Genomic DNA, 23,943 nt, shown 5'->3' with positions numbered 1-23,943 from the left:
TTGGCGTCGCTATAATGATCCGTCGTTCTTTTTGCGGTTAGCGACCGCTTCCCCGCCATGTCATTCGATCGCACCGATCTTTCCCGCGAAACCCTCGAACTCGGCGGCTCCGTGTGGTTTCAGGCAGGCGCGCAGACGCTGGGCGGCGCGTCGCGGATTGCGCTGCTCGCGGCGATCGGCGAGACCGGTTCCATCACCAGCGCGGCCAAAGCCGTCGGCATGAGCTACAAGGGCGCGTGGGATGCTATCGACACCATGAACAACCTCGCCGGCGAGCCGCTCGTGGTGCGCCTGACCGGCGGCAAAGGCGGTGGCGGCACCACGCTGACGCCGCGCGCCGTGAAGCTGATCGAGACGTTTCGCGCGGTGGAGCGCGAGCATCGGCGCTTTCTCGAACGCGCGGGTGCGGCGATCGAAGGATTTGCGACGGACTGGGATCTGATCGGCCGCATCGGCGTGAAGACGAGCGCGCGCAATCAGCTGTATGGCACGGTGTCGGCGATCATGCGCGGCACCGTCAACGACGAAGTCACGCTGGCGCTGCCCGGCGGCCAGGCGATCGTCTCCGTCATTACGCATGAAAGCAACGAGACACTCGGCCTCGTCGAGGGTGCGGCGGCGTTCGCGTTGATCAAGGCCTCGTGGGTCGTGCTGCTCGTCGGTGACGAAAGCGGCGCGCCGCTCAAACTCTCGGCGCGCAATCAGTTAAGCGGCACGGTGCAGAGCGTGAAGCGCGGCGCGGTCAATGCCGAGGTGTCGCTGGTGCTGGACGGCGGCACGGTGATGACGGCGGTCGTCACCAATGAAAGCGTCGACACGCTCGGCCTCGTGGAAGGCAGGCGCGCTGTCGCGGCGTTCAAGGCGTCGAGTGTGATACTCGGCGTGAAAGACTGAGCGGGCGAAACGCTCGCGCCCGCTTTGAAAGTTCGAGCGCGGCAAGCGCTCGCCTCGGCGTGAAGGGAATGAGCGTGCGAAGCCTCGCTGTTCAGGCTCGAGGCTCGCTGCGCGCGTAGCCTGCGAACGAATGATTCTCGCGCACGCGGCCGTCGCTGACCTGCACGACCTGATCGCCGAAGGCGGCGACATCGTCGGGGTCGTGGGTGATCAACACCATCGGAATATCGAGCCGCGTTTGCAGTTCGGACAGTTCGCGGCGCATGCGCTGACGCAACGCGCTGTCGAGCGCGGAAAACGGTTCATCCAGCAACAGCAGCTGAGGTTGCGCGACGAGCGCTCGCGCCAGCGCCACACGCTGCTTTTGTCCACCGGACAGCTGCGCCGGATGATCACCCGCGACGCTCTTCAACTCCAGCGCATCGAGCCAGTAATCGATCTGCGGATGCGTGATTCGCGCACGCGGATTGAGCCAGCCGTGCTGCAAGCCGAAGCCGATGTTCTGCCGCACGTTCAGATGCGGAAATAGCGCGTAGTCCTGAAACACATACGCGATCTTGCGCGCTTGCGGTTTCAGATCGATGCCGCGCGCGCGGTCGAACAGCGCGTTGCCACGCAGCGTGATCGTGCCTTCGTCGGGGCGCAGCAGGCCTGCGATAGCCTGCAACGTCAGACTCTTGCCCGCGCCCGATGGGCCGAACAGCACGACGCGTTGCGAGGCGGCCTGAAAGGCGACGTTGAGCGTGAAGCGACGCTCGGCGCTCTGGAAGGTCTTGCGGATGTCGACGGCGAGCAACATATCAACCGGACTTCAAAAGCGTGTGCTGCGGCACGAGTCGCCCCGCGAGCAACAGGATCACGACGCACGTCACCGAAGTTACGAGCACGAGAAAGTTCGCTGTGCTGTCATCGCCCGCCTGCACGGCTGAATAGACCGCCACCGAGAGCGTCTGCGTGCGTCCCGGCAGGTTGCCGGCGATCATCAGCGTCGCGCCGAATTCGCCGAGCGCCCGGGCGAACGCCAGCAGGCCGCCGGCGAGAATGCCACGCGCGGCGAGCGGCAGCGTCACGCGAAAGAACACGGCCGTTTCGCTGACGCCCAGCGTGCGCGCGGCCCGTTCGAGTTGCGGATCGACGGCTTCGAACGCGGCGCGCGCGGACTTCAGCACGAGTGGAAAGGCCACCACCGTCGACGCGATCACCGCGCCCTGCCAGGTGAACACCAACTGAATGTCGAAACGGTCGAGCCAGCCGCCGATCACCCCGCGCCGGCCGAGCAGGACTAGCAGGTAATAGCCGAGCACGGTGGGCGGCATGACGAGCGGCAGCATCAGCAGCGAATCGATCACGTCGCGCGCGCCGGAGCGCCAGCGCGACAGACCGAAGGCCGCCGCGACGCCGAATACCAGATTGAGCGCGGTGGCCCAGCCCGCGACTTTCAACGAGAGCAGGAGCGGAATCCAGGCCTGTTGCATGAGCGTGCGCCGTCCTCTGAAGTTAGTGCGCGGGCTTGAAGCCGTACTTGGCGAGCACGGCCTGGCCGGCCGGCGACAGCACGAAGTTCATGAACGCCTGGGCGTCCGCCGCGTGACGGCTGCCTTCCACTTGCGCGATCGGATAGGTGATCGGCGTTTGCGTCGGCACGTTCATCGCGACCTTGACCTTGTCCGGCATGACGGCGGCGTCGGTGCTGAACACGAAACCGGCGTCGACTTCGCCACGCGACACATAGTCGAGGCTTTGACGGACGTTCGCCGCCAGCACGGCCTTCGCGCTCACGGCGTCCCATACGCCCGCGGACTGCATCGCGCCCTGCGTGTAACGGCCAACCGGCACGGAAGCCGGATCGCCGTACGCGACCCGCTTCACGTTTGCCGATGCCAGATCGTTCAGACTTGTCGGCGCGAAACGGCTGTCCGTGGGTACGATCAGCACCAGCGAATTGGCGGCGAAATCCTTGCGGGTGGCCGGCACGATCACTTTTTCGGCGGCTGCCTTGTCCATGGCCTTCTGATCCGCGGACGCGAACACGTCGGCGGGCGCGCCCTTGACGATCTGCTGCATGAGCACGTCGGAGGCGCCGAAGTTCAGCAACACTTTGGTGCCCGGATGCTGCTGCTCGAAGACTTCGCTGACCGCCTTGAACGCGTTGGTCAGGCTGGCGGCGGCGGAGACCACCAGTTCGTCGGCGCGCGCATTGGCGCTGAGAACGACGGAGATGGCGCTGGCGACGAACAGCGCTTGCTTCAAATGGCGGCGGAATGTCATGAAGGCTTTGAAGACCGGCAGGCGCCGGATCGGCGGGTTAAAACGCTATCGTAATATACGAAAGGTTATAGCGGTGAGCCATGACAATCATTCAGCCGCGCGCATGAAACGGCTTGTTGAACAGCGGGGAAAAGGTACAGGCGCGGATTCAGACGTCGGACGAATGCGGCGGCGCCAGCGTGTTGAGTGTCTGCGACAGCGGCGCGGTGGCTGGACGGACATCGCGCACGGCTCTCCACTTTGCGCGGATGAACGGCCGGTCATGACCGGACACTTTCAGCGCGATGTGCGTGACCCAGCGCTGCGTCGGCACATGGACGCCGTGCATCAGCACCGCGAGGACCATCATGCTGAGGGCGACGGGCAGCGCCGACAGCCGGCCCGGCTCCGCATGCCACGCGAGACGGACGAACACCAGCGCCGCCACGGCGCCGGTCAGACAGCCGGTAATGGCTTCAGAAGGGGAGTGAGCGCTCAGCACGACGCGTGACAAGCCCACCGCGATCCCCGCCGCAAGGCCGAGCAGGACGCCGATCAGACGAATCGCCGGGCGCGCCGGCAACAGCATCAGGAACAGCACGACCGGATAGACGGCGGTGGACAGCATGGCGTGGCCGCTGACCCCGGTGAAGTCCAGCCCGCGCACGCCGACGCCCCAGCCCAGGAACGCGAGCTTTGTCACGGTCACCACGCCGATCGCCGCACCCAGAAGCAGCAGCCAGCCCGCAGCCATACGCCACGTATAGCCGACCGCCAGCCACAGCGCGATGGCGAACGCGAGCGGCAGCGTCATGCCGGCGCCGCCGAGGCTGGTGATCGAATACCAAAGGTGGGCAGGTAAATCGAGCATGGCAAATAGCGCGACCCAGGCCGCGTAGAATCGGGTTGGTAATGAGAATTTAACGCGCGAGCGGCACAAGTCGCCGACCGGAGCAGACCCGCAGGTCACAGAGCTAACCGCCAGTATAGACGGGTGTTGCAGGCCGGTCGCGCCGCGGGCGAGGCTTTTTGCCGCCGGACGTGGGTTGCCGAACAAGCGGCGAGCACTCGGCGGACGACCTGCGCACGAATAGTGCAAGGGTTTGATGCCAGCCTCGCGGCAAGGTTCGCCGAACGGAAATTTGGTTACAGAATGGCGTGCCCAGGTTCCAGCATCGCATGAGGATTGGTGTTATTGTGCAATGCACAACGAATTGCCGTTCTACCGGACGGACCCTGTCCCTTTTTGCGAGGTTATGCGCCAATGGCAAAAAGTTTATCGAAACTGTGGCTGCGCGGTCTTAAGCGGTTGCTCGCGATCCAAACCGAGCAAACTCGCAAAACTCCCAAGCGCACCACGACACGACCGGCCCGGCCCGCCGCTCCCAAGACGTCCACCAAAGTTCGCCCGCTCAAGCCGGCAGCTGCAGTGCGCGCGCCCGCCAAGCGCGAAGTGCCGCGCGCCACGGCCCGCGAATCGCGCGTGCGCCCGCGGGCGTCGGCATGGGCGAGCGGCTCGTGGACGCGCTCGTTCCACTCCGCGCCTGCTGCGCCCGACCGGCTCGTCAATCATCTTCAGTACGGCTTGTACATCCCGACGGGTCATGCGCTCGAGGCCATGCCGCTGGTGGTGATGCTGCACGGCTGCACACAGTCAATCGATGAATTCGCCGAAGGCACGCGGATGAACGTGCTGGCCGACCGATTCGGCTTTGCCGTGGTCTATCCGGAACAGTCGAAGCACGTGCATTCGCATCGCTGCTGGCATTGGTACGACGCGGGCGATAGCGCCGGCGGTGCCGAAGCGCGCGCAGTCGTTTCGCTGGTGGACGCGCTGGTCGCGCAGCATGGTTTCGATAGCGAGCGCGTGTATGTCGCCGGAATCTCCGCTGGTGCCGGACTGACGGCGTTGCTGGCCGTCAACTATCCGGAGCACTTCGCGGCGGTCGCGCTGCATTCTGGCCCCGTTTTTGGCGAGGCGCGTTCCGGCATTGCGGCGATGGACGTGATGCGGCGCGGCGCTCGCCGTGAACCGGCCGAACTGGTCGACGAGACCGCCGACGTCGCCAATTATCCCGGCATGCCGGCCATCATCATCCACGGCGACGCCGACCATGTGGTCTCGCCGGTCAACGCGGACCAGTTGGCGGTGCAGTTTCTCCGTCTGAACCGTGTCGTCGACCAGAACGGCGCGCGCAAATCCGGTGAAGTGCGCGAAGAGCGCAAGGGCGGCGTGGTTATGCGTGACTACCTGCGCGGCGGGCGGCGCGTGGTGCGGCTGTGTCGCGTGCAAGGGCTCGCCCATGCCTGGAGCGGCGGCGACGAGGCGGTGCCGTTTCATTCCGCCAAAGGTCCGGACGCAAGCGCCATGGTGTGGGAGTTCTTCAAGCATCAGCGCCGCACGGGCACGGGCCGTATTGCGGAAGCTGCCGCCACAGCGGCCTCCGCAGGCTCCCGGTGACGTAGGAACAACAATTCGAAATGAGTGCTGGCGCGAAACTAGGGTTTTCCCTATAATAGGGGTTATCCCTTAGGCGTTAACGCCTAAATTCATTTTCGAGGTTGACCATGTATCTGCTTAGCCGCCTTTTCCTGTTTTTGACCAAGTCGCCCGATCAACTCGCCAAAGAACGCGCTGACGCGTTCCTCGCTGAAGCAACGGATCTGTACGATCTGGAATTCCGCATGCGCAAGCTGGACCGCGAGGCGAATGTCCGCCAGCCGTCGTGGATGAGCCAGCACTAAGCTGCGCGAATTAAAACATCGGCGCGCATTGAAACGTCGATGTTCTGGGTGAAGCGCCCAAGCTGTCGCAAACTCGCACACGTGCACAGACAGCCGGATTCGATTGCCACCACGCGTGATTCAACTCCGCGGCGAACGCCACCCAAACTCTGTAGCGCATCAACAAGTCCGCCTGCCCGGCCGTTCATTTCAGGCAACGCCAGCAGCGACGGCAATCGGCTCATCAGCGATTCTTCTTTTTACGTGCTGAACCCACGCAAAGCGAGGTGAGCAGGTGCTCACTTGCCAAAACGGGCCAGCGTGCGCGCCCGTGCTTCGGCATGGTCCACGATCGGCGCCGGATAGTCTTTACCCAACACCACACCGCAATCGGCGAGCCGCTCCGCGCCCGCTAGCCAAGGCGCATGAATCCACTTCGACGGCAGCTTTGCCAGTTGAGGCAGATAGCGTTTGATGAAGCGTCCCTCGGCGTCGAATTTCTCAGACTGCGTGACCGGATTGAAAATCCGGAAGTAAGGCTGCGCATCGCATCCCGTCGAGGCCGCCCACTGCCAGCCGCCGTTATTTGCCGAGAAATCGAAGTCGTTGAGCTGTTCGGCGAAGTACCGCTCGCCGAGGCGCCAGTCCACGCCGAGATCCTTCACCAGAAAACTCGCCGTCACCATCCGCAAGCGGTTGTGCATGTAGCCGGTGCGGTTCAGTTGCAGCATGGCGGCGTCGACCAGCGGGTAGCCCGTGCGTCCGTCGCACCACGCGGCAAACGCCTCGTCCGCTTCCGGGCCTTGCTCCCAGCGCAGCCGGTCATACTCTTCCTTGAACGACGCACCGCTAGCCAGCCGCGGATGATGCGCCAGAATCATGAAGTAGAAGTCCCGCCAGATCAGTTCCGACAGCCATGTTGCCGAGCCTTGTCCATCGGGTTGCAGCGACATCTCATGGGCAAGGCGCGCGAGCGTGCGGATCGAGACTGTGCCGAAGCGCAGATGCATCGACAGATAGCTCGGGCCCTTGGCTGCGGGGAAGTCGCGCCGGTCGGCGTAGCTGTCGATGCGGGTCATGAAATCGTCGAGCAGGGTTTGCGCGCCGCTCATGCCCGTGGGCAACTTGAGTTCACCGAGATTGCTCGGCGCGAAGCCGAGTTGTTCGAGCGACGGCAACTGGCGGTCCAGCTTCGATGGCGGCGCGGCCAGATGTTTCGCGTACGTTTCCACGGGATACGGCTTCAGATCGAAAGCGTTCAGTTGCTTGAGCCATGCATTCTTGTATGGCGTGAACACCGTGAACGGTTTGCTCTGGCCGGTGAGCACCTCGTCGCGCTCGAAAATCACCTGATCCTTGAACGTCAGCCATTGGCGGCCGGCATCGGTGAGCTGCTCGCGCACCGTCTCGTCACGCTCGATAGCGACCGGCTCGTAGTCGTGATTGGCGAACACGGCGTCTACGCTGAGTTCGTCGGCCAGCTTCGGTACCAGATCGGCCGGATTGCCGTAAAGCACGATCAGACCGCCGCCCTTCACGCGTAACGCCTCGTCCAGTTCGCCCAGCGCCGCGAGAATGAACTCGATGCGGCGGTCCTGCGGCTGCGTGTCCGGATGACGAGCCCGCCACACGTCGACCAATGGTTGCAGAATCGTCGTATCGAACACGAACACGCACCACACGCGCTCGCAATGCTTGAGCGCGTAGTAGAGCGCGGCATTGTCCGTGTTGCGCAGGTCGCGGCGAAGCCAGACCAGCCCGGTATCGAAGGTGTCGTTCAGTCGTCGGACGCGTGTCATCAGGAAATATGGATTGTTGGACCAGGACGGATGGTGGCGCTATTTCCGGCCGCAAGCGTGAAGCGTAACAAGCCTGGCAAGCGGTGGCACGGACCCGTTTTGCACATTGCATGCCGCGTCCGCAAATTGGGACAGCGCCCGCCCCTATTGTGCAGGGTGCGGGCGCTGTCTGTGTAGTGGTGACGCGGTTTTCAGCGTCGCTTCACCGCTTCTTCAGCGCTTCTTTGGCGATGCGCCGAAGAGGCAGCTTAGGCGATTTGCAAACGAACCGCGACGTTGTTGCGCGTGGCGTTCGAATACGGGCAGACCTGATGCGCGGCGTCGACCAGTTCCTTGGCCGCGCTTGCGTCGAGACCCGGAAGCGAAACGCGCAGGTCGATGTCGAGCGCGAAGCCGCCCTTGTCGTTCGGGCCGATACCGACTTCCGCCGTGACTTGCGTGTCTGCCGGCAAAGTTTTCTTCTGCTGACCGGCGACGAACTTCATTGCGCTCAGGAAACACGCCGAGTAGCCGGCTGCGAAAAGTTGTTCCGGATTCGTACCCGCCGCGCCCGTGCCGCCCAATTCGCGCGGCGCGGCCAGCTTAACGTCCAACGCATTGTCCGACGACACTGCGCGGCCGTCGCGGCCACCGGTGCTCGTTGCGCTTGCTTTGTAGAGGATGTTCATGGTGCTGCTCCTTTGTCCGGGTTATCAGGATTTGCGTGTTTGCCGCTCTTTGCTGGCCTGCCGTTCCGGCAGAGCATTCATCGCTTGGCATGTGACAAAGATAGTGTACAAATCATTTGTGTGCAAATGATTTTTTGCATCATGGCGATAGCGCATGGTCTGGAGCGGACCGTCTAGTGGTCCATGTAATCGTTGAGGGTGCCGCGCAGGCGAGTCAGGTCATCCCGCAAGCGCAGCAGGAATTCGGGTGTCTGCTGCGTTGCGCAGAAGATTTCCGCGGGCACCTCGCGTGCCTGGCGCTTGAGTGCCGAACCGGCTTTGGTGAGCCGGACGTAGACGAGACGCTCGTCGTCGGTGCCGCGTACGCGCTCCACCAGCCCTTGCGCCTCGAGGCGCTTGAGCAGCGGCGTGACCGTCGCCGAATCGAGGTTCAGGCGCGCGGCCATGTCTTTGACCGTGACGTCGTCGCTCTCCCACAGTGCCAGCATCGCGAGATATTGCGGGTACGTCAGGCCGAGTTTATCGAGCAGCGGCTTGTACGCCTTGGTCATGGCGAGCGAGGTGGAGTAGAGGGCGAAGCAGAGTTGCTCGTCGAGGGTGAAGGGCAAAGCGGGGCGCTGGGTCATGATGCATCTCGCAAAAAATAGCGTGCAAATCGATTGCGCGCAAACCATTGTGCCGCAAATCGACGCACGTTGACGAGTGCGGTTGGGGATGGCTGAAGCGGGAAAGACAGACGCCGCGATGAAGGCGGCGCAGGGTCCGGCGCTAGAACCGCGCCGGACCTGAACGGAATTCAAGCCGCCGGGGTGGTCGGCAAGTCCGGTGTTTCGGGCGTTTGCACACCGAAACAGCCGCGATAGGTTGCGTAGAACGAGCAGTACAGCATGGTTGTCACGATCATCGTGGCGGGCATCAGCACCGCGAACGCGAAGTCGCCCGCACCCAGCGCCTGCATCAGCGCGGACAAGCCGAGCGACACCGTGATCGCTACCGCGAACCACAGCGCGCCGAACACAATGAACGCGCCGCGGTTGCGCCAGCAACTGACGATGCTGAAGAACATCGCCTTGACGGGCGGCACGTCATGCCATGCCGTGAGAATCGGCGAGAACCAGAAGATCATGGCGACCGGAAGGTAGAGCGCCAAAGCCGTGATTACCGCTAGCGGAATATTGCTGTTGGCAATTGCGTCCTGGTCCATCGTGGCGCCGCCGAGCATCACTTTGAGCAGCATACCACCGTCGGCGAGCGCCGAACCGGCCAGCACCAGCGCCATCGCGAGGACATAGAGCACACCGAGCACCAGCAGCCGTTTGGCGACCACCGGGCCGTACGAGTGAAAACCGTCGACCAGAATGGTGGGGAAGACCGGCTTGCCCGCGATCGTGTTGCGGCACGCCGCCATGAAACCGACCGCGACGCCCGGAATGAACGCCAAGGGCAACACGCCGCCGATCACTGGAATCTGCGACACGAGCGTCATTACCAGCAGATAGGTGAAGAACAGCGTCAGAAACGCGAGCGGGTTCTTGCGGAACAGCCAGATACCCTGCCGGAACCACACATAGCCGGTTTTCGCGGGGACTTCGATCAGTTGCATGAGGTATGAATGCCTGGAAGTGCAACGCCGGACAGGCGTTCGCGCAGAATGCGCTCGAAATGGCCGGGATCGTGCGGTTTGAGCAACTCGGCCGCGCGCGGCAAATGGAAATCATACAGGCGCGAGACCCAGAAACGATATGCACCCGCGCGCAGCATGTCGCCCCAATGACGGTTTTCTTCTGCGGTGAACGGGCGCACGGTCTGGTAAGCGCGCAGCATGGCTTCGGTGCGCGCGTCGTCGAGCTTGCCGGTGGCGAGGTCGACGCACCAGTCGTTGACCGTCACCGCCACGTCGAACAGCCATTTATCGCAGCCGGCGAAATAGAAGTCGAAGAAACCGCCCAGGCGTACCTCGTGGCCCGTGTCCGGATCGGCGTGGGCGAACATGGCATTGTCGCGGAACAGATCGGCGTGGCATGGGCCTTCGGGTAGAGCGGCGTAATCGGCCGAGGCGAAAAAGGCTTCCTGATGCGCCAGTTCGGACGACAGCAGGTCGCGTTGCTCGCCTTCCAGAAACGGCAGAACGGTCGGCACGGTTTCCTTCCACCACGGCAGGCTGCGCAGATTGGGCTGATAGGCCGGGTAATCGCGTCCTGCCAGATGCATGCGCGCCAGCATTTGCCCGACCTCGATGCAGTGCTCGACGCCCGGCGCCAATTCCGGCGCGCCCTCGAGTTTGGTCACGATCGCAGCGGGCTTGCCTTGCAGCAGGCCGAACAGCGCGCCGTCTTCGCGTGGCATGGGGTCCGGCACCGGCACGCGGTGCGCGGCCAGATGCCGCATGAGGTCGAGATAGAACGGCAGTTGTTCGGCTGTCAGCTTTTCGAAGATCGTGAGGACGTATTCGCCGCGCGTTGTCGTCAGAAAGAAGTTGCTGTTTTCAATACCGGAGGAGATGCCACGAAATTCGACGACGTCGCCGAGATCGTAATGGCGCATCCATTCTGCAAGTTGGGGTTCAGTGACAGCGGTGAAGACAGCCATGCGGGAAACGTCGAGTCAGGTTGGTCGGGCTGGCGCAGTGCGGCCAGTGCGATGTGTGGCAAATGCGGTACGAAACGTGTTCTCTGGGACCGTGAAGCGCTGCGGCATTTCAATGCCGAACCGCCCAGGTTGGAATCCGGCAAGCAGGCCGAAGGCCAGGACGACACCTTGCGGGCGGCGTGGATCCGGGCGGCGGCCCACTCCGGGGCCGCCGTGCCGGCATGCATCAATAGGTCAGGTTCACCGACGGCAAGCGCGTGCTTGCGCGGCCGTTGTCGCGCACGGTGGGCGACGTGTCGAGCGGCGCGCTCATCTGGTAGCGCGTGCCGAGGTTCGAATGCACGTTGATTTCGACGGGCTTGCCTTTGTCGCGGTATTCGGTGATTTCGGTGCCGTTCGGGCTGCGCTCGTAAAAGCTCGGCGTGCGCGGAACATTGATTTCGACCTTCGAGCTGACCTCGGCGGCCGGACGATTGATCTTCTCCAGGTCCGGCAGACCCGCCCGTTCATTGGCGGACTGGGGCGCGCCGGGGGGCGGAGTGTCATCGACAGGCTGGGCAGCCATCGCGGCGTTGCCAAAGGCGAGGGCCAGTGCAACGGCGACGGGAAGGAGCGGCTTCATGGTGATTCTCCGATAGGGTGCCCCGATTCTAGCAAATCCAGCCTGCCCATCGGGCGCGATCGCCTTATTTTGCGCCGCTTTCGCGCGGCGTGCCCGCAATCTTGCGAGCCGCGTGCGAGCGTGTGTTGTGGCGCCGCCAGGTCATTTGGCGATCACGCGTTCCGTGGTAATGTCGCCTCATCAATCGAGGCGAATGAAGATGAACAACGATACCAATCAACGCGCGGTGCAGACTCCCGCCAACAGCTTCCCGACCGAATCCTTCGACGACGCGACCGAGGCCGTTACCCGCCTCTCGGCGATCTACGAAGCGAACACTTCGTTCTTGCGCGACGCCTTCGCGCGCTATCGCCGCAACGAACTGTTCCCGAGCCGCGTGCGCGCCTGCTATCCCTTCGTGCGCGTGTGCACCGAGGTCAACACGCATATCGACTCGCGCCGCTCGTATGGTTTCGTCGCGGGTCCGGGCGTGTTCGAGACGACCGTTACGCGCCCTGACCTGTTTGGCAATTACTATCGCGAGCAATTGCGCCTGCTGGCGAAGAACCATCACGTGAAGATCGAAGTCGGCGTGTCGGATCAGCCGATTCCGATTCATTTCGCGTTCGCCGAGGGCATCCACCTCGAAGGCGATCTGGATCGCGAGCGTCTGTTCCTGATGCGCGATGTGTTCGACACGCCCGACCTCGCGCTGCTCGACGACCGCATCGTCAACGGCACCTATGAGCCGCAGCCGGGCGAGCCGCATCCGCTCGCGCTGTTCACGGCGGCGCGGGTCGATTTCTCGCTGCACCGGCTGAAGCACTACACGGCCACGTCGCCCACGCACTGCCAGAACTACGTGCTGTACACGAACTACCAGTTTTATATCGACGAGTTCGTCAAACTCGGCCGCACGATGATGGCCCATACCGACGACGAAGAACTGCGCGCCTATCGCAGCGAATACACCTCGTTCGTCGAGCCTGGCGACGTGGTCACGTACAACGAGAACCTCGGCGAGCAGGCGCAGGAAGGCACCGCTCCGCCGCGCCTGCCGCAGATGCCGGCGTATCACCTGAAGCGCGCCGACGGCAGCGGCATCACGATGGTCAACATCGGCGTGGGTCCGTCGAATGCGAAGACCATTACGGATCACATCGCCGTGTTGCGTCCGCATGCGTGGATCATGCTCGGCCACTGCGCAGGCCTGCGCAATACACAGCGTCTCGGCGACTATGTGCTCGCGCACGGCTACGTGCGCGAGGATCACGTGCTCGACGACGACCTGCCGCTATGGGTGCCGATTCCGGCGCTCGCCGAAGTGCAGGTCGCGCTGGAACGCGCGGTCGCGCAGGTTACGCAACTGGACGGCGTCGAATTGAAGCGTGTGATGCGCACGGGCACGGTGGCAAGTGTGGACAACCGTAACTGGGAATTGCGCGATCACCGCGAGCCGGTGCAGCGGCTGTCGCAAAGCCGCGCGATTGCACTCGACATGGAAAGCGCGACGATCGCCGCCAATGGCTTCCGTTTCCGCGTGCCTTACGGCACCTTGCTCTGCGTGTCCGACAAGCCATTGCATGGCGAGCTCAAGCTGCCGGGCATGGCCGATCAGTTCTATCGCGCGCAGGTCGATCAGCATCTGCAGATCGGCGTGAAGGCGATGGAGCTATTGCGGATGAACGGGCTGCATCGTTTGCACAGCCGCAAGCTGCGCAGCTTCGCGGAAGTGGCGTTCCAGTAAGCGCCTTTTCACAAGCGGGCAAGGCGAGCGCAGGTTCGGCTCGCCTTTGTTCGATCAAAGCTGCCCGAAGCCGGTCAGCCCGATCAAACTGCCGGCTGCCAGCAGCCACAGTGGATGAATGCGCGTCTTCATCGCCATCACGGCGGTGAAGGCGGTAATCGCCCATGCAATGGCCGTCGGGTTCGACGCTTCGGCAATCAGCGCCGCGCTCGCGGCGACAATGCCGGCAGTCACCGGCACCAGTCCCAATTGCGCGTAACGACGCCACGGGCGGTCCTTGAATCGCTCCCACGCATGCATGGCGAGGATCGTCACGAGCGACGACGGCCCGAACTTTGCCACCGAGGTCACCAGCATGCCCGCCCAACCGGCCACATGCCAGCCGACCAGCGTAACGATCATCAGATTCGGACCGGGCGCCGCTTGCGCGAGCGCGAACAGGGCGCTGAATTCGCTGGCCGGCATCCAGTGATGCACATCCACCACTTGCCGCTGCATCTCCGGAAGAATCGTGTTGCCGCCGCCGAACGCCAGTAGCGAAAGCTGGCTGAAAATAACGGCGAGGGAAATGAGCGTGTCGTTCATCGTGCGCTCCGCGAGGCGATGTAAATGCTGAGCGGCGTCAGCACGAGCATGGTGGGCAGAAGCGGTAGACGCATGATCGCAATCGCAATGAAGCCGAGTGCCGCGATAAGCGCGGCCATCGGACTATGCCGTAACGGCAGCAGGATTTTCACGGCCATCGAGATCAGCAGGCCGGCAGCCGCTGCGGCAAGACCGGCAAACAGATGGCGAACGTGCGGGTCGTTCTGCGTGTGTTCGTACAGCACGCCAAGGCCGATCACCACCAGCGACGGTCCCGCGATCAGTCCGAGGAGGCCGGCCAGTGCGCCCGGCACGCCGCGAAAGCGCATGCCCATTGCTACCGAAAGATTGATCACGTTGCCGCCCGGTAAAAACTGGCATAGGCCGAGCAGGTCGGTGAATTCGTCGGTGCTCAGCCAGCGGCGTTGTTCGACCAGCGCGCGCCGCGCCAGCGGCAGTGCGCCGCCGAACGAGATCAGCCCGAGGCCGAGAAAGCCGCCGAAGATTTCCCGCACGGTGGGCGTGGGCGCCAGCGCGGGCTCGGACAAGGTGAGATCGTGGTCCATGTCGGTTCGCTTCCAGTTCAAGCTCAGGAGGTTAGCGCCGAACCCTCGGCGGGCAAAACGATTTTTGAGCGCCGGCTTGTGATCTAGAATCACAAGCATGGCTCGTAACCTTCCTCCTTTTCCGGCGCTGCGCGCCTTCGAAGCCGCGGCGCGGCATGAAAGCTTCACCGCCGCGGCGACCGAGCTGCATGTGACGCATGGTGCAATCAGCCGGCAGGTTGCGGCTTTCGAAACGTGGCTCGGCGTGCAGGTGTTCCATCGTCGCGGCAAACGCGTGCGCCTGACCGAGGAAGGGCGGCGCTACCTGTCCACCGTTCAGGCCGCGTTCGACAGCATCGCGCGTGCAACGGACCAATTGCGCGACACCGGCGTCGTCCATGTGCTGCGCGTGAATGCGTTGCCCACGTTCGCGATGAAATGGCTGCTGCCGCGCCTGCATCAGTTCCAGCGCAAGGTGCCGAATGTGGAGTTGAGACTGTCGACCTCGAACGCGCCGGTCGACACCCTGGACGGCTTCGACGTTGCGGTTCGTCGCGGTCCCGCACACTGGCCCAACTGCGTGAGCGGCCATTTTCTGGGTGAAAGCGAGATTCCCGTGTGCAGTCCGGCGCTACTGCAGCGCTCGCCGATCAACGTCGCCGACGATCTCGCGCGGCACGTGCTGCTGCATTCCGACACGCGGCCGGATGCCTGGAGCAACTGGTTATCGGCGGCCGGCGTGATGGTGAAATGCCGCACGAAGCAATCGTTCGATCACTTCTATCTGGCCTTGCAGGCCGCGGTGGACGGCCTCGGTGTCGCGCTCGGTCCGCTGCCCCTGCTCTCGGATGAGCTGGCGTCGGGTCGGCTCGTGGTGCCGCTGGCGGCTCCGCGCATCGATGCACGCGGCTATTGGTGGGTCGCACGGCGCGAGGTCGCGCATGCGCCGCTAGTCGAGCAGTTCTGCGAATGGTTGCAAGCGCAAGGCGATCAAACCCGCGAAAAGGAAACGGGCAGCCTCGAGGCTACCCGTTAGTGATCTGCGTGTTCATGGCGCATGGAGTTGCATTCGCTTCGCTTCGCGCCGCAGCGCGAAGCGCGCAGACTCACAGATAGAACATCCGGTCTTCATCCGACTTGGTCGGCTGCGGCTCGGTTTCTTCGCGGTCTTCATAGAACTTCAGCACCGCTTCGAGCACCTGGTCCGGATCGTCGATGACCTGCATCAGGTCCATGTCGGCCGGGTTGATCAGGCCCATGGGCGTGAGCGAGTTCTTGAACCACGCAAGCAGGCCTTCCCAGAACTCCGCGCCCACCAGAATGATCGGCACATGACGCGACTTCTTGGTCTGGATGAGCGTGAGCACTTCGGCAAGTTCGTCCAGCGTGCCGAAGCCGCCGGGCATGACGATCACGGCGTCCGAGTTCTTCACGAACGTGACCTTGCGCGTGAAGAAATGGCGGAAGCGCAGCGAGATGTCTTGCCATTGATTGCCCGATTGCTCGTGCGGCAATTCGATGTTCAGACCGACCGACGGGGCCTTGCCCGCATGAGCGCCCTTGTTGGCCGCCTCCATGATGCCCGGGCCGCCGCCCGAGATCACCGCAAAGCCGGCGTCGGACAACTTGCGCGCGATTTGCGTGGCAAGTTTGTAGTAGGGCGAGTTCGGTTTCAGGCGAGCCGAACCATAGATGCTGACAGCCGGGCGAATCTCCGAGAGGTACTCGGTCGCCTCGATAAACTCTGCCATAATCGTGAACATCTGCCACGATGCGCGGGCCTTTTTGGCCGTTGCGCGCTCTTGATCTGCGAGTGATCGCAGACTCGGAATCACTTTTCTCTTAGTCATAATGCCTGAAGAACGAAGCCTTGAAGGTAAGACCCTGCTATTGGTCGACGGTTCGAGTTATCTGTACCGGGCCTACCATGCGATGCCTGATCTGCGCAGCCCCGACGGTGGTCCGACAGGTGCGCTCTACGGGATGATCAACATGCTGCGGCGCATGCGCAAGGAAGTCACAGCAGAGTATAGCGCGTGCGTGTTCGACGCCAAGGGCAAAACGTTTCGCGACGACTGGTATCCCGACTATAAGGCGAATCGCCCGTCCATGCCGGACGATCTCTCGCGTCAGATCGAGCCGATTCATGTGGCCGTGCGCGCGCTCGGCTGGCCGTTGCTGATGATAGAAGGTGTCGAGGCCGACGACGTGATCGGCACGCTCAGCACCGAAGCGGAAAAGCGTGGCATGAATGTGATCGTGTCGACGGGTGACAAGGATCTGGCGCAGCTTGTGTCGGATCATGTCACCCTCATCAATACGATGACTAACGAAACGCTCGACCGCGCCGGTGTGCTCGCCAAGTTCGGCGTGCCGCCGGAGCGCATTGTCGACTACCTGTCGTTGATCGGCGATACCGTCGACAACGTGCCGGGCGTCGAGAAATGCGGGCCGAAAACAGCGATCAAATGGCTGACGCAATTCGAGTCGCTGGATGGCATCGTCGCACATGCGGACGAAATTAAAGGTGCGGTAGGAGACAATTTGCGCCGTGCGCTCGATTTTCTGCCGATGGCGAAGAAACTCGTCACGGTGGATCGCAACTGCGATATGACCGACCATATCGTCTCGATCGAGGAAAGCCTGCAAAGCCGGCCGGAATCGCGCGAGGAATTGCGCGAGGTGTTCACGCGCCACGGCTTCAAGACGTGGCTGCGCGAAGTGGAAATCGCGGACGCCGTGGAAGGTCCGGAAACCGACGTGGCGCCTGCTTTGTCGGTGGATCACGAGCGCCATTACGACACCGTGCAGACGTGGGAGCAATTCGACGCGTGGTTCGAGAGGATCAACGCGGCCGAGTTGACCTCCTTCGATACGGAAACCACCTCGCTCGACCCCATGGTCGCGCAGATCGTGGGGCTGTCGTTGTCGGTCGAGGCAGGCCGTGCGGCCTATGTGCCGCTCGCGCATCGCGGCCCGGACGCTCCCGTGCAATTGCCGCGCGACGAAGTGCTCGCAAAGCTCAAGCCGTGGCTCGAAAGCGTGCAGCACAAGAAGGTCGGCCAGCATCTCAAGTACGACGAGCAGGTGCTGGCGAACTACGGCATCGAAATGCGCGGTATCGAACACGACACGCTGCTGCAATCGTACGTGGTCGAATCGCATCGCACGCACGACATGGACAGCCTCGCGCTGCGTCATCTCGGTGTGAAGACGATCAAGTACGAAGAGGTGGCGGGCAAGGGCGCGGGGCAGATCGGCTTCGACGAAGTCGCGTTGGACAAGGCCGCGGAATACGCAGCGGAAGACGCCGACATCACCTTGCGGCTGCACCAGGTGCTGTACCCGCAGGTGGCGGCGGAGAAAACGCTCGAGTACGTCTATCGAGACATCGAACTGCCCACCTCGCGCGTGCTGCGGAAGATGGAACGCACGGGCGTGCTGATCGATGCGGAGAAGCTGCGTCAGCAAAGCAGCGAAATCGCCACCCGCCTGATCCAGTTGGAAAGCGAGGCGTATGTGCTGGCCGGCGGCGAATTCAATCTGGGTTCGCCGAAGCAGATCGGGCAGATCTTCTTCGAGAAGCTGGAGTTGCCGGTGGTCAAGAAGACCCCGAGCGGCGCACCGTCCACGGACGAAGAAGTGCTGCAAAAACTCGCGGAAGACTTTCCGCTGCCGAAGATCCTGCTCGAACATCGTGGCCTGTCGAAGCTGAAATCGACCTACACGGACAAGCTGCCGCGCATGGTCAACGCCACCACGGGACGCGTGCATACGAACTATGCGCAGGCCGTGGCGGTGACGGGACGTTTGGCATCGAACGATCCGAACTTGCAGAACATTCCCGTCCGTACCGGCGAAGGCCGCCGTATTCGCGAAGCGTTTATTGCACCGCCGGGGCACAAGCTGGTCTCCGCGGACTACTCGCAGATCGAATTACGCATCATGGCGCACATTTCGGGCGACGAATCGTTGCTGCGTTCGTTCTCGCAAGGGGAAGACATTCACCGCGCCACCGCGGCGGAGATATTCAGCGTAACGCCGCTCGAAGTCTCGAACGACCAGCGCCGCGTGGCCAAGGTCATCAACTTTGGTCTGATCTACGGCATGAGTTCGTTCGGGCTCGCCTCGAACCTCGGCATTACGCGCGACGCGGCCAAGCTCTATATCGACCGCTATTTCGCACGTTATCCGGGCGTGGCGCGTTATATGGACGAAACGCGCGTGAGCGCGAAGGCCAAGGGCTACGTCGAAACGGTGTTTGGCCGCCGGCTGTGGCTGCCCGAGATCAACGGCGGCAACGGTCCGCGCCGTCAGGCCGCCGAGCGCGCCGCGATCAACGCGCCGATGCAAGGCACGGCCGCCGATCTGATCAAGCTCTCGATGATCGCGGTGCAGAAATGGATCGAAGAGTCGAAGATCGGTACGCGCATGATCATGCAGGTGCATGACGAACTGATTCTCGAAGTACCGGACGCGGAATTGTCCGACGTGCGCAAGCGCTTGCCCGAGTTGATGTGCGGTGTCGCCGACCTGAAGGTGCCGCTGGTCGCCGAAGTGGGCGCCGGCCTGAACTGGGAAGAAGCGCATTGACTTGCGTATGACGGGGCGCGATATCGTCGTGCGCATGTCACACATGCGCATTGATGGCTTGTGACAACCCGTGTTGCTCGCGGACAATCGCTCAAAGGCGGCGCGCTCGGGTGAGATATCGTGCGCGTCGCGGCGACGCATAACCCATCGGCAAACACGGAGAGTTCAATGCATCGTTTTATCGTCGTTGGCGGAGGCGCGGGGGGACTGGAACTGGCGACGCGTTTGGGCGATCGCTACGCACCCCACAAGAACAAGGGCAGCGTGCGGGCGCAGGTCACGCTCGTCGACCGGAATCCGACGCATATCTGGAAGCCGCTGTTGCACGAAGTGGCGGCCGGTAGCATGGACCCCTTCACGCAGGAACTCGAATATGCGGCGCAAGCGCGCTGGCATGGCTTCGAATTTCAGCAGGGCGAACTGACGGGCCTCGACCGCGCGAACCAGCGCCTCACGCTTGGAACCGTGCTCGACGACGACGGCGCCGAACTGCTACCCGAACGCGAGCTTGAATACGACACGCTGATCATCGCGATCGGCAGCACGACCGCATTCTTCGGCGTAAAGGGTGCGCCCGAATTCTCCCTTGCGCTCGACACGGTCAGTCAGGCCGAGCGTTTCCGCAAACGCCTGATCGCGGCCTGCATGCGTGCCGAACACCAGGTGCACGAGCCCGTCGAATCGGGTCCGGGCACGTCGTCCACGGGCGAGCCGCGCATTCAGGTGGCGATTGTCGGCGGCGGCGCAACCGGTGTGGAACTGTCGGCGGAATTGCGCAACACCGCGCAGGTGCTGTCCGCATACGGCCTGCATAAGCTCGATCCGCGGCATGACGTCGGGATCGTGCTGATCGAGGCGGGGCCGCGCATTCTGCCGGCTTTGCAGGAAAGGGTTTCGACAGCTACGGCCGAGCTGCTCACCAAGCTCGGTGTGAAGCTGATGATCGGCGAAACCGTGGCCGAAGTCGCGCCCGGCCTGATCCGCACCGCAAGCGGCAAAACCGTGCGCGCCGATTTGACGGTGTGGGCGGCGGGTATCAAGGCGCCGGCGGTGCTGAGCCAGCTCGACGGCCTGCCGGTGAATCGTCTGGGCCAGCTCGTCGTGCGCCGCACGCTGCAAACCGAAATCGACGACAACGTTTTCGCGCTTGGCGATTGCGCCGCTTGTCCGTGGCCGGGCAATGAGCGCAACGTGCCACCGCGCGCGCAGGCGGCTCACCAGCAGGCGAGCTTTCTGATGAAGGCGCTGGCGGCGCGGCTCGATGGCAAGCCGTTGCCGGAATTTACCTATCGCGACTTTGGTTCGCTGGTGTCGCTCGGGCATTTCAGCGCCGTCGGCAATCTGATGGGCGGGGTGATCGGCGGCAATATGCTGATCGAAGGGCTGTTCGCGCGCTTCATGTACATGTCGCTGTACCGGCTGCACATCGCCGCGCTGCACGGCTACGCGCGGATGGTGCTCGATACGTTCGCTCACTGGTTACGCCGGACAACGCTGCCGCGGGTCAAGCTCCACTGACTTGGGCTGTGCCGCGCCTGGTCGGCGCCCGGAAACGTTGCTTGTGCAACAGGATGCGTGTCAGGCGTATCCTGTTGCCTCCAACGTTCAACCGAGGAGCGCCGCATGCTGAAACCCGAGATCGACAGCCTGGTCCCGCACGTCCCCTTCGACCGTCGCACTTTCATTAAAGCAGCGCTCGGCACCGGATTCGCCGCCGCCGTGCTGCCGGTATCCGCGCAAACTATCCATACGGACAGCGACGGTCTCGAAGCAGGCGAAGTGGCGGTACGCTCCGGCGACACGTTGGTGCCGGCGTACCGCGCGCAGCCGAAGGGTAAGACGCACTTGCCGGTGATCATCGTCGTGCACGAGATTTTTGGCGTGCACGAGCATATCGCCGACGTGTGCCGGCGCTTCGCCAAGCAGGGCTATCTCGCGATCGCGCCGAATCTGTACGAGCGGCAGGGTGATCCGACCGTTTATACGAGCATGCAGCAGCTCAACGAGCAACTGGTCAGCAAGGTGCCGGACGATCAGGTCATCGGCGATCTCGACGCGACGGTTGCCTGGGCGGGCGAGCATGGCGGCGATCTGAACCGCCTAGGCGTGAACGGCTTCTGCTGGGGTGGGCGCATTGCATGGCTGTACGCCGAACATAACCCGCGATTGAAGGCGGGCGCCGCCTGGTATGGACGAGTAACGGGCGCAAAGAACGCGATAACGCCGGCCAATCCGCTCGACGAGGTCGCGCAGCTTCATGCGCCGGTCTTGGGACTCTATGGGTTGCAAGATCAAAGCATTCCGCAGGACACGCTCGAACAGATGAAGCAGGCCATCGCGCAAGGTCCGCAAGTGGGACGCGGTTCGCAGTTCGTCGTGTATGAAGATGCGGGTCACGCGTTTTTCGCGGATTACCGCCCCAGCTACAAAAAGGCCGACGCGGAAGACGGCTGGCGCCGTACGCTGGCGTGGTTCAAGCAGCATGGCGTAGCCTGAACCGCCTGTTTTTTACGCTGACCGGCGAGCCCTCGCGCTCGCGGTTCAAGAAGGCCGTTGCTGCCTGAGCGTGGTTGAACGGCCTTTTCCAACTTCTCGCCTACCGGGCGCTGACCTTGACGCTCAAGGATTCGGGCCCGTTGCGATGGGCCGCTTCGGATCCGAACTCCACTCGCTCCACGATCCCGCATACAACGCCGCGCCGTGCAGGCCGGCGACTTCCATCGCCAGCGCATTCACACAGGCCGTCACGCCGGAACCGCATTGCAGTATCACGTGCTCCGGCGGCGTGTCGGCGAGCAGCGCGTGGAATTCCTCGCGCAGCGTATGAGCCGGCTTGAAGCGGCTGTCGGCGGTGAGGTTGTCCTTGAAGAAGCGGTTGAGCGCGCCGGGAATGTGGCCGCCGACACGATCCAGCGTCTCGTTCTCGCCGCGATAGCGGTCGGCTGCGCGCGCGTCGACCACGACCCGTTCCTTCGAGCCCAGATTGCGCTCGACCGTTTGCGCATCGACCGTGACGGACAGCGGCGCGCCGGCTTTGAAGTCGCCGGTGTTCTGGGCGGGCGCGTCCTGCGTCAGCGGATGGCCGCCGGCCTCCCATGCTTGCAGTCCACCGTCGAGCAGCGCGACCGCGTCGTGACCGAGCCAGCGCAGAAGCCACCATGCACGGGCGGCGTACATGCCGCCTTGCGCGTCATAGGCGACGACTTGCTGTCCTTGCTTCAGACCTCGCGACTCCAGCGTCTCTACCAGCCGCGCACGATCCGGCAACGGATGGCGGCCGTTCTGGCCGTTCTTCGGCCCCGACAGGTCGCGATCGAGGTGCAGGTAATGGGCGCCGGGCAGATGCCCAGCCAGATAGGCTTTTTCGCCCGCTTCGGGGTCGGCCAGATCGAAACGGCAATCGATGACGAACACGCTGCCCGGCGCGGCGGCGAGGCGTTCCGCGAGATTGGCCGCGGAGATCAGAGTGGTGTAATGAGTGTGGGGCATGACGTCTCCTCGATACTGGCGATGGCGGCCGAGCTATGTTGTTAGTCTAAACAAAAAAGACGGACCGAAGTCCGTCTTTCCATGCGTGCGTGCTGCCTGAGGAATACGGGCAGGCGCCAATCAGATCGTGCCGAGTTCACGCCGCAGGAACTCGTGGAAGTGCTGCATGCCATCTTCCATCGGGCTCTGATACGGGCCGACCTGCGATTCGCCGCGATTCATCAGCGCACGGCGGCCAGCGTCCATGCGCTCGGCGATCTCGTCGTCTTCGCGGGCCGTTTCCATGTAGGCGGCGCGCTCGGCTTCGACGAACTCCCGTTCGAACAGCGCGATTTCCTCAGGGTAATAGAACTCCACCACGTTGGTGGTTTTCTGCGGACCGCGCGGAATCAGCCACGACACCACCAGCACATGCGGATACCACTCGATCATGATGCCCGGGTAGTACACCATCCAGATCGCGCCGAATTCCGGCGGATTGCCGCCGCGAAAACGCAGCACTTCGTCGTGCCACTTGCGGTACGTCGGGCTGCCCGGCTGCTCCAGATCCTTGTGCACACCGACCGTCTGCACGCTGTACCAGTCGCCGAACTCCCACGTCAGGTCGTCGCAATTGACGAAGCTGCCGAGGCCCGGATGGAACGGCGCGACGTGATAGTCCTCCAGATAGACCTCGATAAAGGTCTTCCAGTTGTAGTTGCACTCGTGGACTTCGACGTGATCGAACATGAAGCCCGAAAAATCGAAATGTTCTTTGGTGCCAAGACGCGCCAGATCGCGCGCGACGTCGCGCCCCTGCGCTTCGAACAGCAGGCCTTGCCAGTTCTGCAGCGGCGTGGCGCCGAGATTCAGGCAGGGGTTATCCGCAAAATGCGGCGCACCGAGGAGCTGGCCGTTCAGGTCGTAGGTCCAGCGATGCAGGGGGCAGACGATATTCTCCGTCTGGCCGCGGCCGTTGAGCATGATGGCTTGCCGGTGGCGGCACACGTTCGACAGCAGTTCGACTTGTGACTGCTGGTTACGGACGAGCACACGCCCTTCGCTCTCGCTCGGCAAAGCAAAATAATTCCCCGCTTCGGGCACCATGAGATCGTGGCCGATGTAGCGAGGACCTTTCTTGAAAAGGGTGTCGATTTCGCGCGTTAGAAGCGCTTCGTCAAAGTAAGCCGTGACTGGCAGCTGGCTGTGGACAGACCGCAACTGCAATGCATTGCTCAGATTGGACATTCCCACTCCCGTGAAGACGTGAAAGCAGTGAACAACCCAACCATCGAAGGTTTCGATTTAGGGAGCCCGCGATTATACCCGTTTCCCCTTTCTTGGGGCGCTTAAGTGCCTGATTTGGGTCAAAAATGTCAAGTAAGTTCGACCTTTTCGCCGCAGACCGATCACTTTTTTTCTGCGAGACTGGTAAGGCAGCGGAGGGCCGGAAGGCGGGGCGTAGGGCGGCGAGCGGATCGGA

The 23,943-nt window shown here is 63.0% G+C and carries 24 protein-coding genes; 8 read left to right on the top strand and 16 right to left on the bottom strand.

What is annotated here, in order from left to right:
- The first annotated feature begins 57 nt into the window (after positions 1–57).
- A complete protein-coding gene (locus tag BLW71_RS28475; RefSeq protein WP_091804774.1) occupies positions 58–894 on the top strand; it encodes a TOBE domain-containing protein in 837 nt (278 codons plus the stop codon).
- Positions 895–985: 91 nt separating this feature from the next.
- On the opposite strand, the gene BLW71_RS28470 is transcribed toward BLW71_RS28475, so the two are convergent.
- The 4 genes from BLW71_RS28470 to BLW71_RS28455 all read right to left on the bottom strand — a co-directional run bounded on the left by BLW71_RS28470 (position 986) and on the right by BLW71_RS28455 (position 4,012).
- Positions 986–1,693: a sulfate/molybdate ABC transporter ATP-binding protein gene (locus BLW71_RS28470; protein ID WP_091804771.1), complete on the bottom strand. Its 708-nt coding sequence runs from the start codon at positions 1,691–1,693 to the stop codon at positions 986–988.
- A gap of 1 nt (position 1,694) precedes the next feature.
- Positions 1,695–2,369 (bottom strand): molybdate ABC transporter permease subunit, encoded by a 675-nt coding sequence (gene modB, locus BLW71_RS28465; RefSeq protein ID WP_012428598.1) that lies wholly within the window; start codon positions 2,367–2,369, stop codon positions 1,695–1,697.
- A gap of 22 nt (positions 2,370–2,391) precedes the next feature.
- Positions 2,392–3,162 (bottom strand): molybdate ABC transporter substrate-binding protein, encoded by a 771-nt coding sequence (gene modA / locus BLW71_RS28460; RefSeq protein ID WP_091804768.1) that lies wholly within the window; start codon positions 3,160–3,162, stop codon positions 2,392–2,394.
- Positions 3,163–3,310: 148 nt separating this feature from the next.
- Positions 3,311–4,012 (bottom strand): phosphatase PAP2 family protein, encoded by a 702-nt coding sequence (locus BLW71_RS28455; RefSeq protein ID WP_091804764.1) that lies wholly within the window; start codon positions 4,010–4,012, stop codon positions 3,311–3,313.
- Positions 4,013–4,405: 393 nt separating this feature from the next.
- Between BLW71_RS28455 and BLW71_RS28450 the strand changes: the two genes are divergently transcribed.
- Positions 4,406–5,602: an extracellular catalytic domain type 1 short-chain-length polyhydroxyalkanoate depolymerase gene (locus tag BLW71_RS28450; protein WP_091804761.1), complete on the top strand. Its 1,197-nt coding sequence runs from the start codon at positions 4,406–4,408 to the stop codon at positions 5,600–5,602.
- A gap of 107 nt (positions 5,603–5,709) precedes the next feature.
- On the top strand, positions 5,710–5,886 hold the full coding sequence (locus BLW71_RS28445) for a DUF3563 family protein (RefSeq protein WP_074766744.1): 177 nt from the start codon (positions 5,710–5,712) through the stop codon (positions 5,884–5,886).
- Here the strand turns inward: BLW71_RS28445 and BLW71_RS41785 are convergent.
- From BLW71_RS41785 to BLW71_RS28415, 7 genes are all read right to left on the bottom strand, one after another.
- On the bottom strand, positions 5,883–6,110 hold the full coding sequence (locus BLW71_RS41785) for a hypothetical protein (protein WP_177205132.1): 228 nt from the start codon (positions 6,108–6,110) through the stop codon (positions 5,883–5,885). The two genes, BLW71_RS28445 and BLW71_RS41785, sit on opposite strands and share 4 nt — an antisense overlap.
- Positions 6,111–6,164: 54 nt before the next feature.
- Positions 6,165–7,664 (bottom strand): cryptochrome/photolyase family protein, encoded by a 1,500-nt coding sequence (locus BLW71_RS28440; RefSeq protein WP_091804757.1) that lies wholly within the window; start codon positions 7,662–7,664, stop codon positions 6,165–6,167.
- A gap of 248 nt (positions 7,665–7,912) precedes the next feature.
- A complete protein-coding gene (locus BLW71_RS28435; protein WP_091804754.1) occupies positions 7,913–8,332 on the bottom strand; it encodes an organic hydroperoxide resistance protein in 420 nt (139 codons plus the stop codon).
- 173 nt (positions 8,333–8,505) lie between these two features.
- Positions 8,506–8,958 carry a MarR family winged helix-turn-helix transcriptional regulator gene (locus BLW71_RS28430; protein ID WP_091804751.1) on the bottom strand — a complete coding sequence of 151 codons (453 nt, stop codon included), beginning with the start codon at positions 8,956–8,958 and terminating at the stop codon, positions 8,506–8,508.
- A gap of 170 nt (positions 8,959–9,128) precedes the next feature.
- Positions 9,129–9,935: a BPSS1780 family membrane protein gene (locus BLW71_RS28425; protein WP_091804748.1), complete on the bottom strand. Its 807-nt coding sequence runs from the start codon at positions 9,933–9,935 to the stop codon at positions 9,129–9,131.
- Complete coding sequence (locus tag BLW71_RS28420) at positions 9,926–10,921, bottom strand: homoserine kinase (RefSeq protein ID WP_091804746.1); 996 nt, start codon at positions 10,919–10,921, stop codon at positions 9,926–9,928. The genes BLW71_RS28425 and BLW71_RS28420 overlap by 10 nt, the downstream gene beginning before the upstream one ends.
- 226 nt (positions 10,922–11,147) lie before the next feature.
- Entirely contained in the window at positions 11,148–11,543 is a 396-nt protein-coding gene (locus BLW71_RS28415) for a hypothetical protein (protein ID WP_091804744.1), read from the bottom strand.
- Between the two features lie 199 nt (positions 11,544–11,742).
- Here BLW71_RS28415 and BLW71_RS28410 point away from each other — a divergent pair, with 199 nt between their 5' ends.
- Positions 11,743–13,269 carry an AMP nucleosidase gene (locus tag BLW71_RS28410; protein ID WP_091808998.1) on the top strand — a complete coding sequence of 509 codons (1,527 nt, stop codon included), beginning with the start codon at positions 11,743–11,745 and terminating at the stop codon, positions 13,267–13,269.
- Between the two features lie 54 nt (positions 13,270–13,323).
- Here BLW71_RS28410 and BLW71_RS28405 read toward each other — a convergent pair whose 3' ends face one another.
- Entirely contained in the window at positions 13,324–13,854 is a 531-nt protein-coding gene (locus tag BLW71_RS28405) for a chromate transporter (protein ID WP_091804741.1), read from the bottom strand.
- Positions 13,851–14,420: a chromate transporter gene (locus BLW71_RS28400; protein WP_091808996.1), complete on the bottom strand. Its 570-nt coding sequence runs from the start codon at positions 14,418–14,420 to the stop codon at positions 13,851–13,853. Before BLW71_RS28400 ends, BLW71_RS28405 begins: the two co-directional genes overlap by 4 nt.
- Positions 14,421–14,517: 97 nt before the next feature.
- Here BLW71_RS28400 and BLW71_RS28395 point away from each other — a divergent pair, with 97 nt between their 5' ends.
- Positions 14,518–15,435 carry a transcriptional regulator GcvA gene (locus BLW71_RS28395; protein ID WP_091804739.1) on the top strand — a complete coding sequence of 306 codons (918 nt, stop codon included), beginning with the start codon at positions 14,518–14,520 and terminating at the stop codon, positions 15,433–15,435.
- 70 nt (positions 15,436–15,505) lie between these two features.
- Here BLW71_RS28395 and BLW71_RS28390 read toward each other — a convergent pair whose 3' ends face one another.
- Complete coding sequence (locus tag BLW71_RS28390; RefSeq protein WP_091804736.1) at positions 15,506–16,249, bottom strand: LOG family protein; 744 nt, start codon at positions 16,247–16,249, stop codon at positions 15,506–15,508.
- 1 nt (position 16,250) lies between these two features.
- On the opposite strand from BLW71_RS28390, the gene polA reads away from it, so the two are divergent.
- From polA to BLW71_RS28375, 3 genes are all read left to right on the top strand, one after another.
- The gene (gene polA / locus BLW71_RS28385) at positions 16,251–18,992 is read left to right on the top strand and encodes a DNA polymerase I (RefSeq protein WP_091804734.1); all 2,742 of its coding nucleotides are present in this window, start codon (positions 16,251–16,253) and stop codon (positions 18,990–18,992) included.
- 168 nt (positions 18,993–19,160) lie between these two features.
- On the top strand, positions 19,161–20,510 hold the full coding sequence (locus BLW71_RS28380) for an NAD(P)/FAD-dependent oxidoreductase (protein WP_091804732.1): 1,350 nt from the start codon (positions 19,161–19,163) through the stop codon (positions 20,508–20,510).
- A gap of 105 nt (positions 20,511–20,615) precedes the next feature.
- Positions 20,616–21,488 carry a dienelactone hydrolase family protein gene (locus BLW71_RS28375; RefSeq protein WP_091804729.1) on the top strand — a complete coding sequence of 291 codons (873 nt, stop codon included), beginning with the start codon at positions 20,616–20,618 and terminating at the stop codon, positions 21,486–21,488.
- 123 nt (positions 21,489–21,611) lie between these two features.
- Here BLW71_RS28375 and BLW71_RS28370 read toward each other — a convergent pair whose 3' ends face one another.
- Both BLW71_RS28370 and BLW71_RS28365 read right to left on the bottom strand, forming a co-directional pair.
- Entirely contained in the window at positions 21,612–22,481 is an 870-nt protein-coding gene (locus BLW71_RS28370) for a sulfurtransferase (protein ID WP_091804726.1), read from the bottom strand.
- A gap of 120 nt (positions 22,482–22,601) precedes the next feature.
- The gene (locus tag BLW71_RS28365; RefSeq protein WP_091804723.1) at positions 22,602–23,708 is read right to left on the bottom strand and encodes an aromatic ring-hydroxylating oxygenase subunit alpha; all 1,107 of its coding nucleotides are present in this window, start codon (positions 23,706–23,708) and stop codon (positions 22,602–22,604) included.
- Positions 23,709–23,943 lie beyond the last annotated feature (235 nt).

Source organism: Burkholderia sp. WP9, assembly GCF_900104795.1.
Lineage (GTDB): Bacteria > Pseudomonadota > Gammaproteobacteria > Burkholderiales > Burkholderiaceae > Paraburkholderia.
Note: the sequence above shows the minus strand (reverse complement) of the source record. Positions and strands in the feature narration are given on the sequence as shown.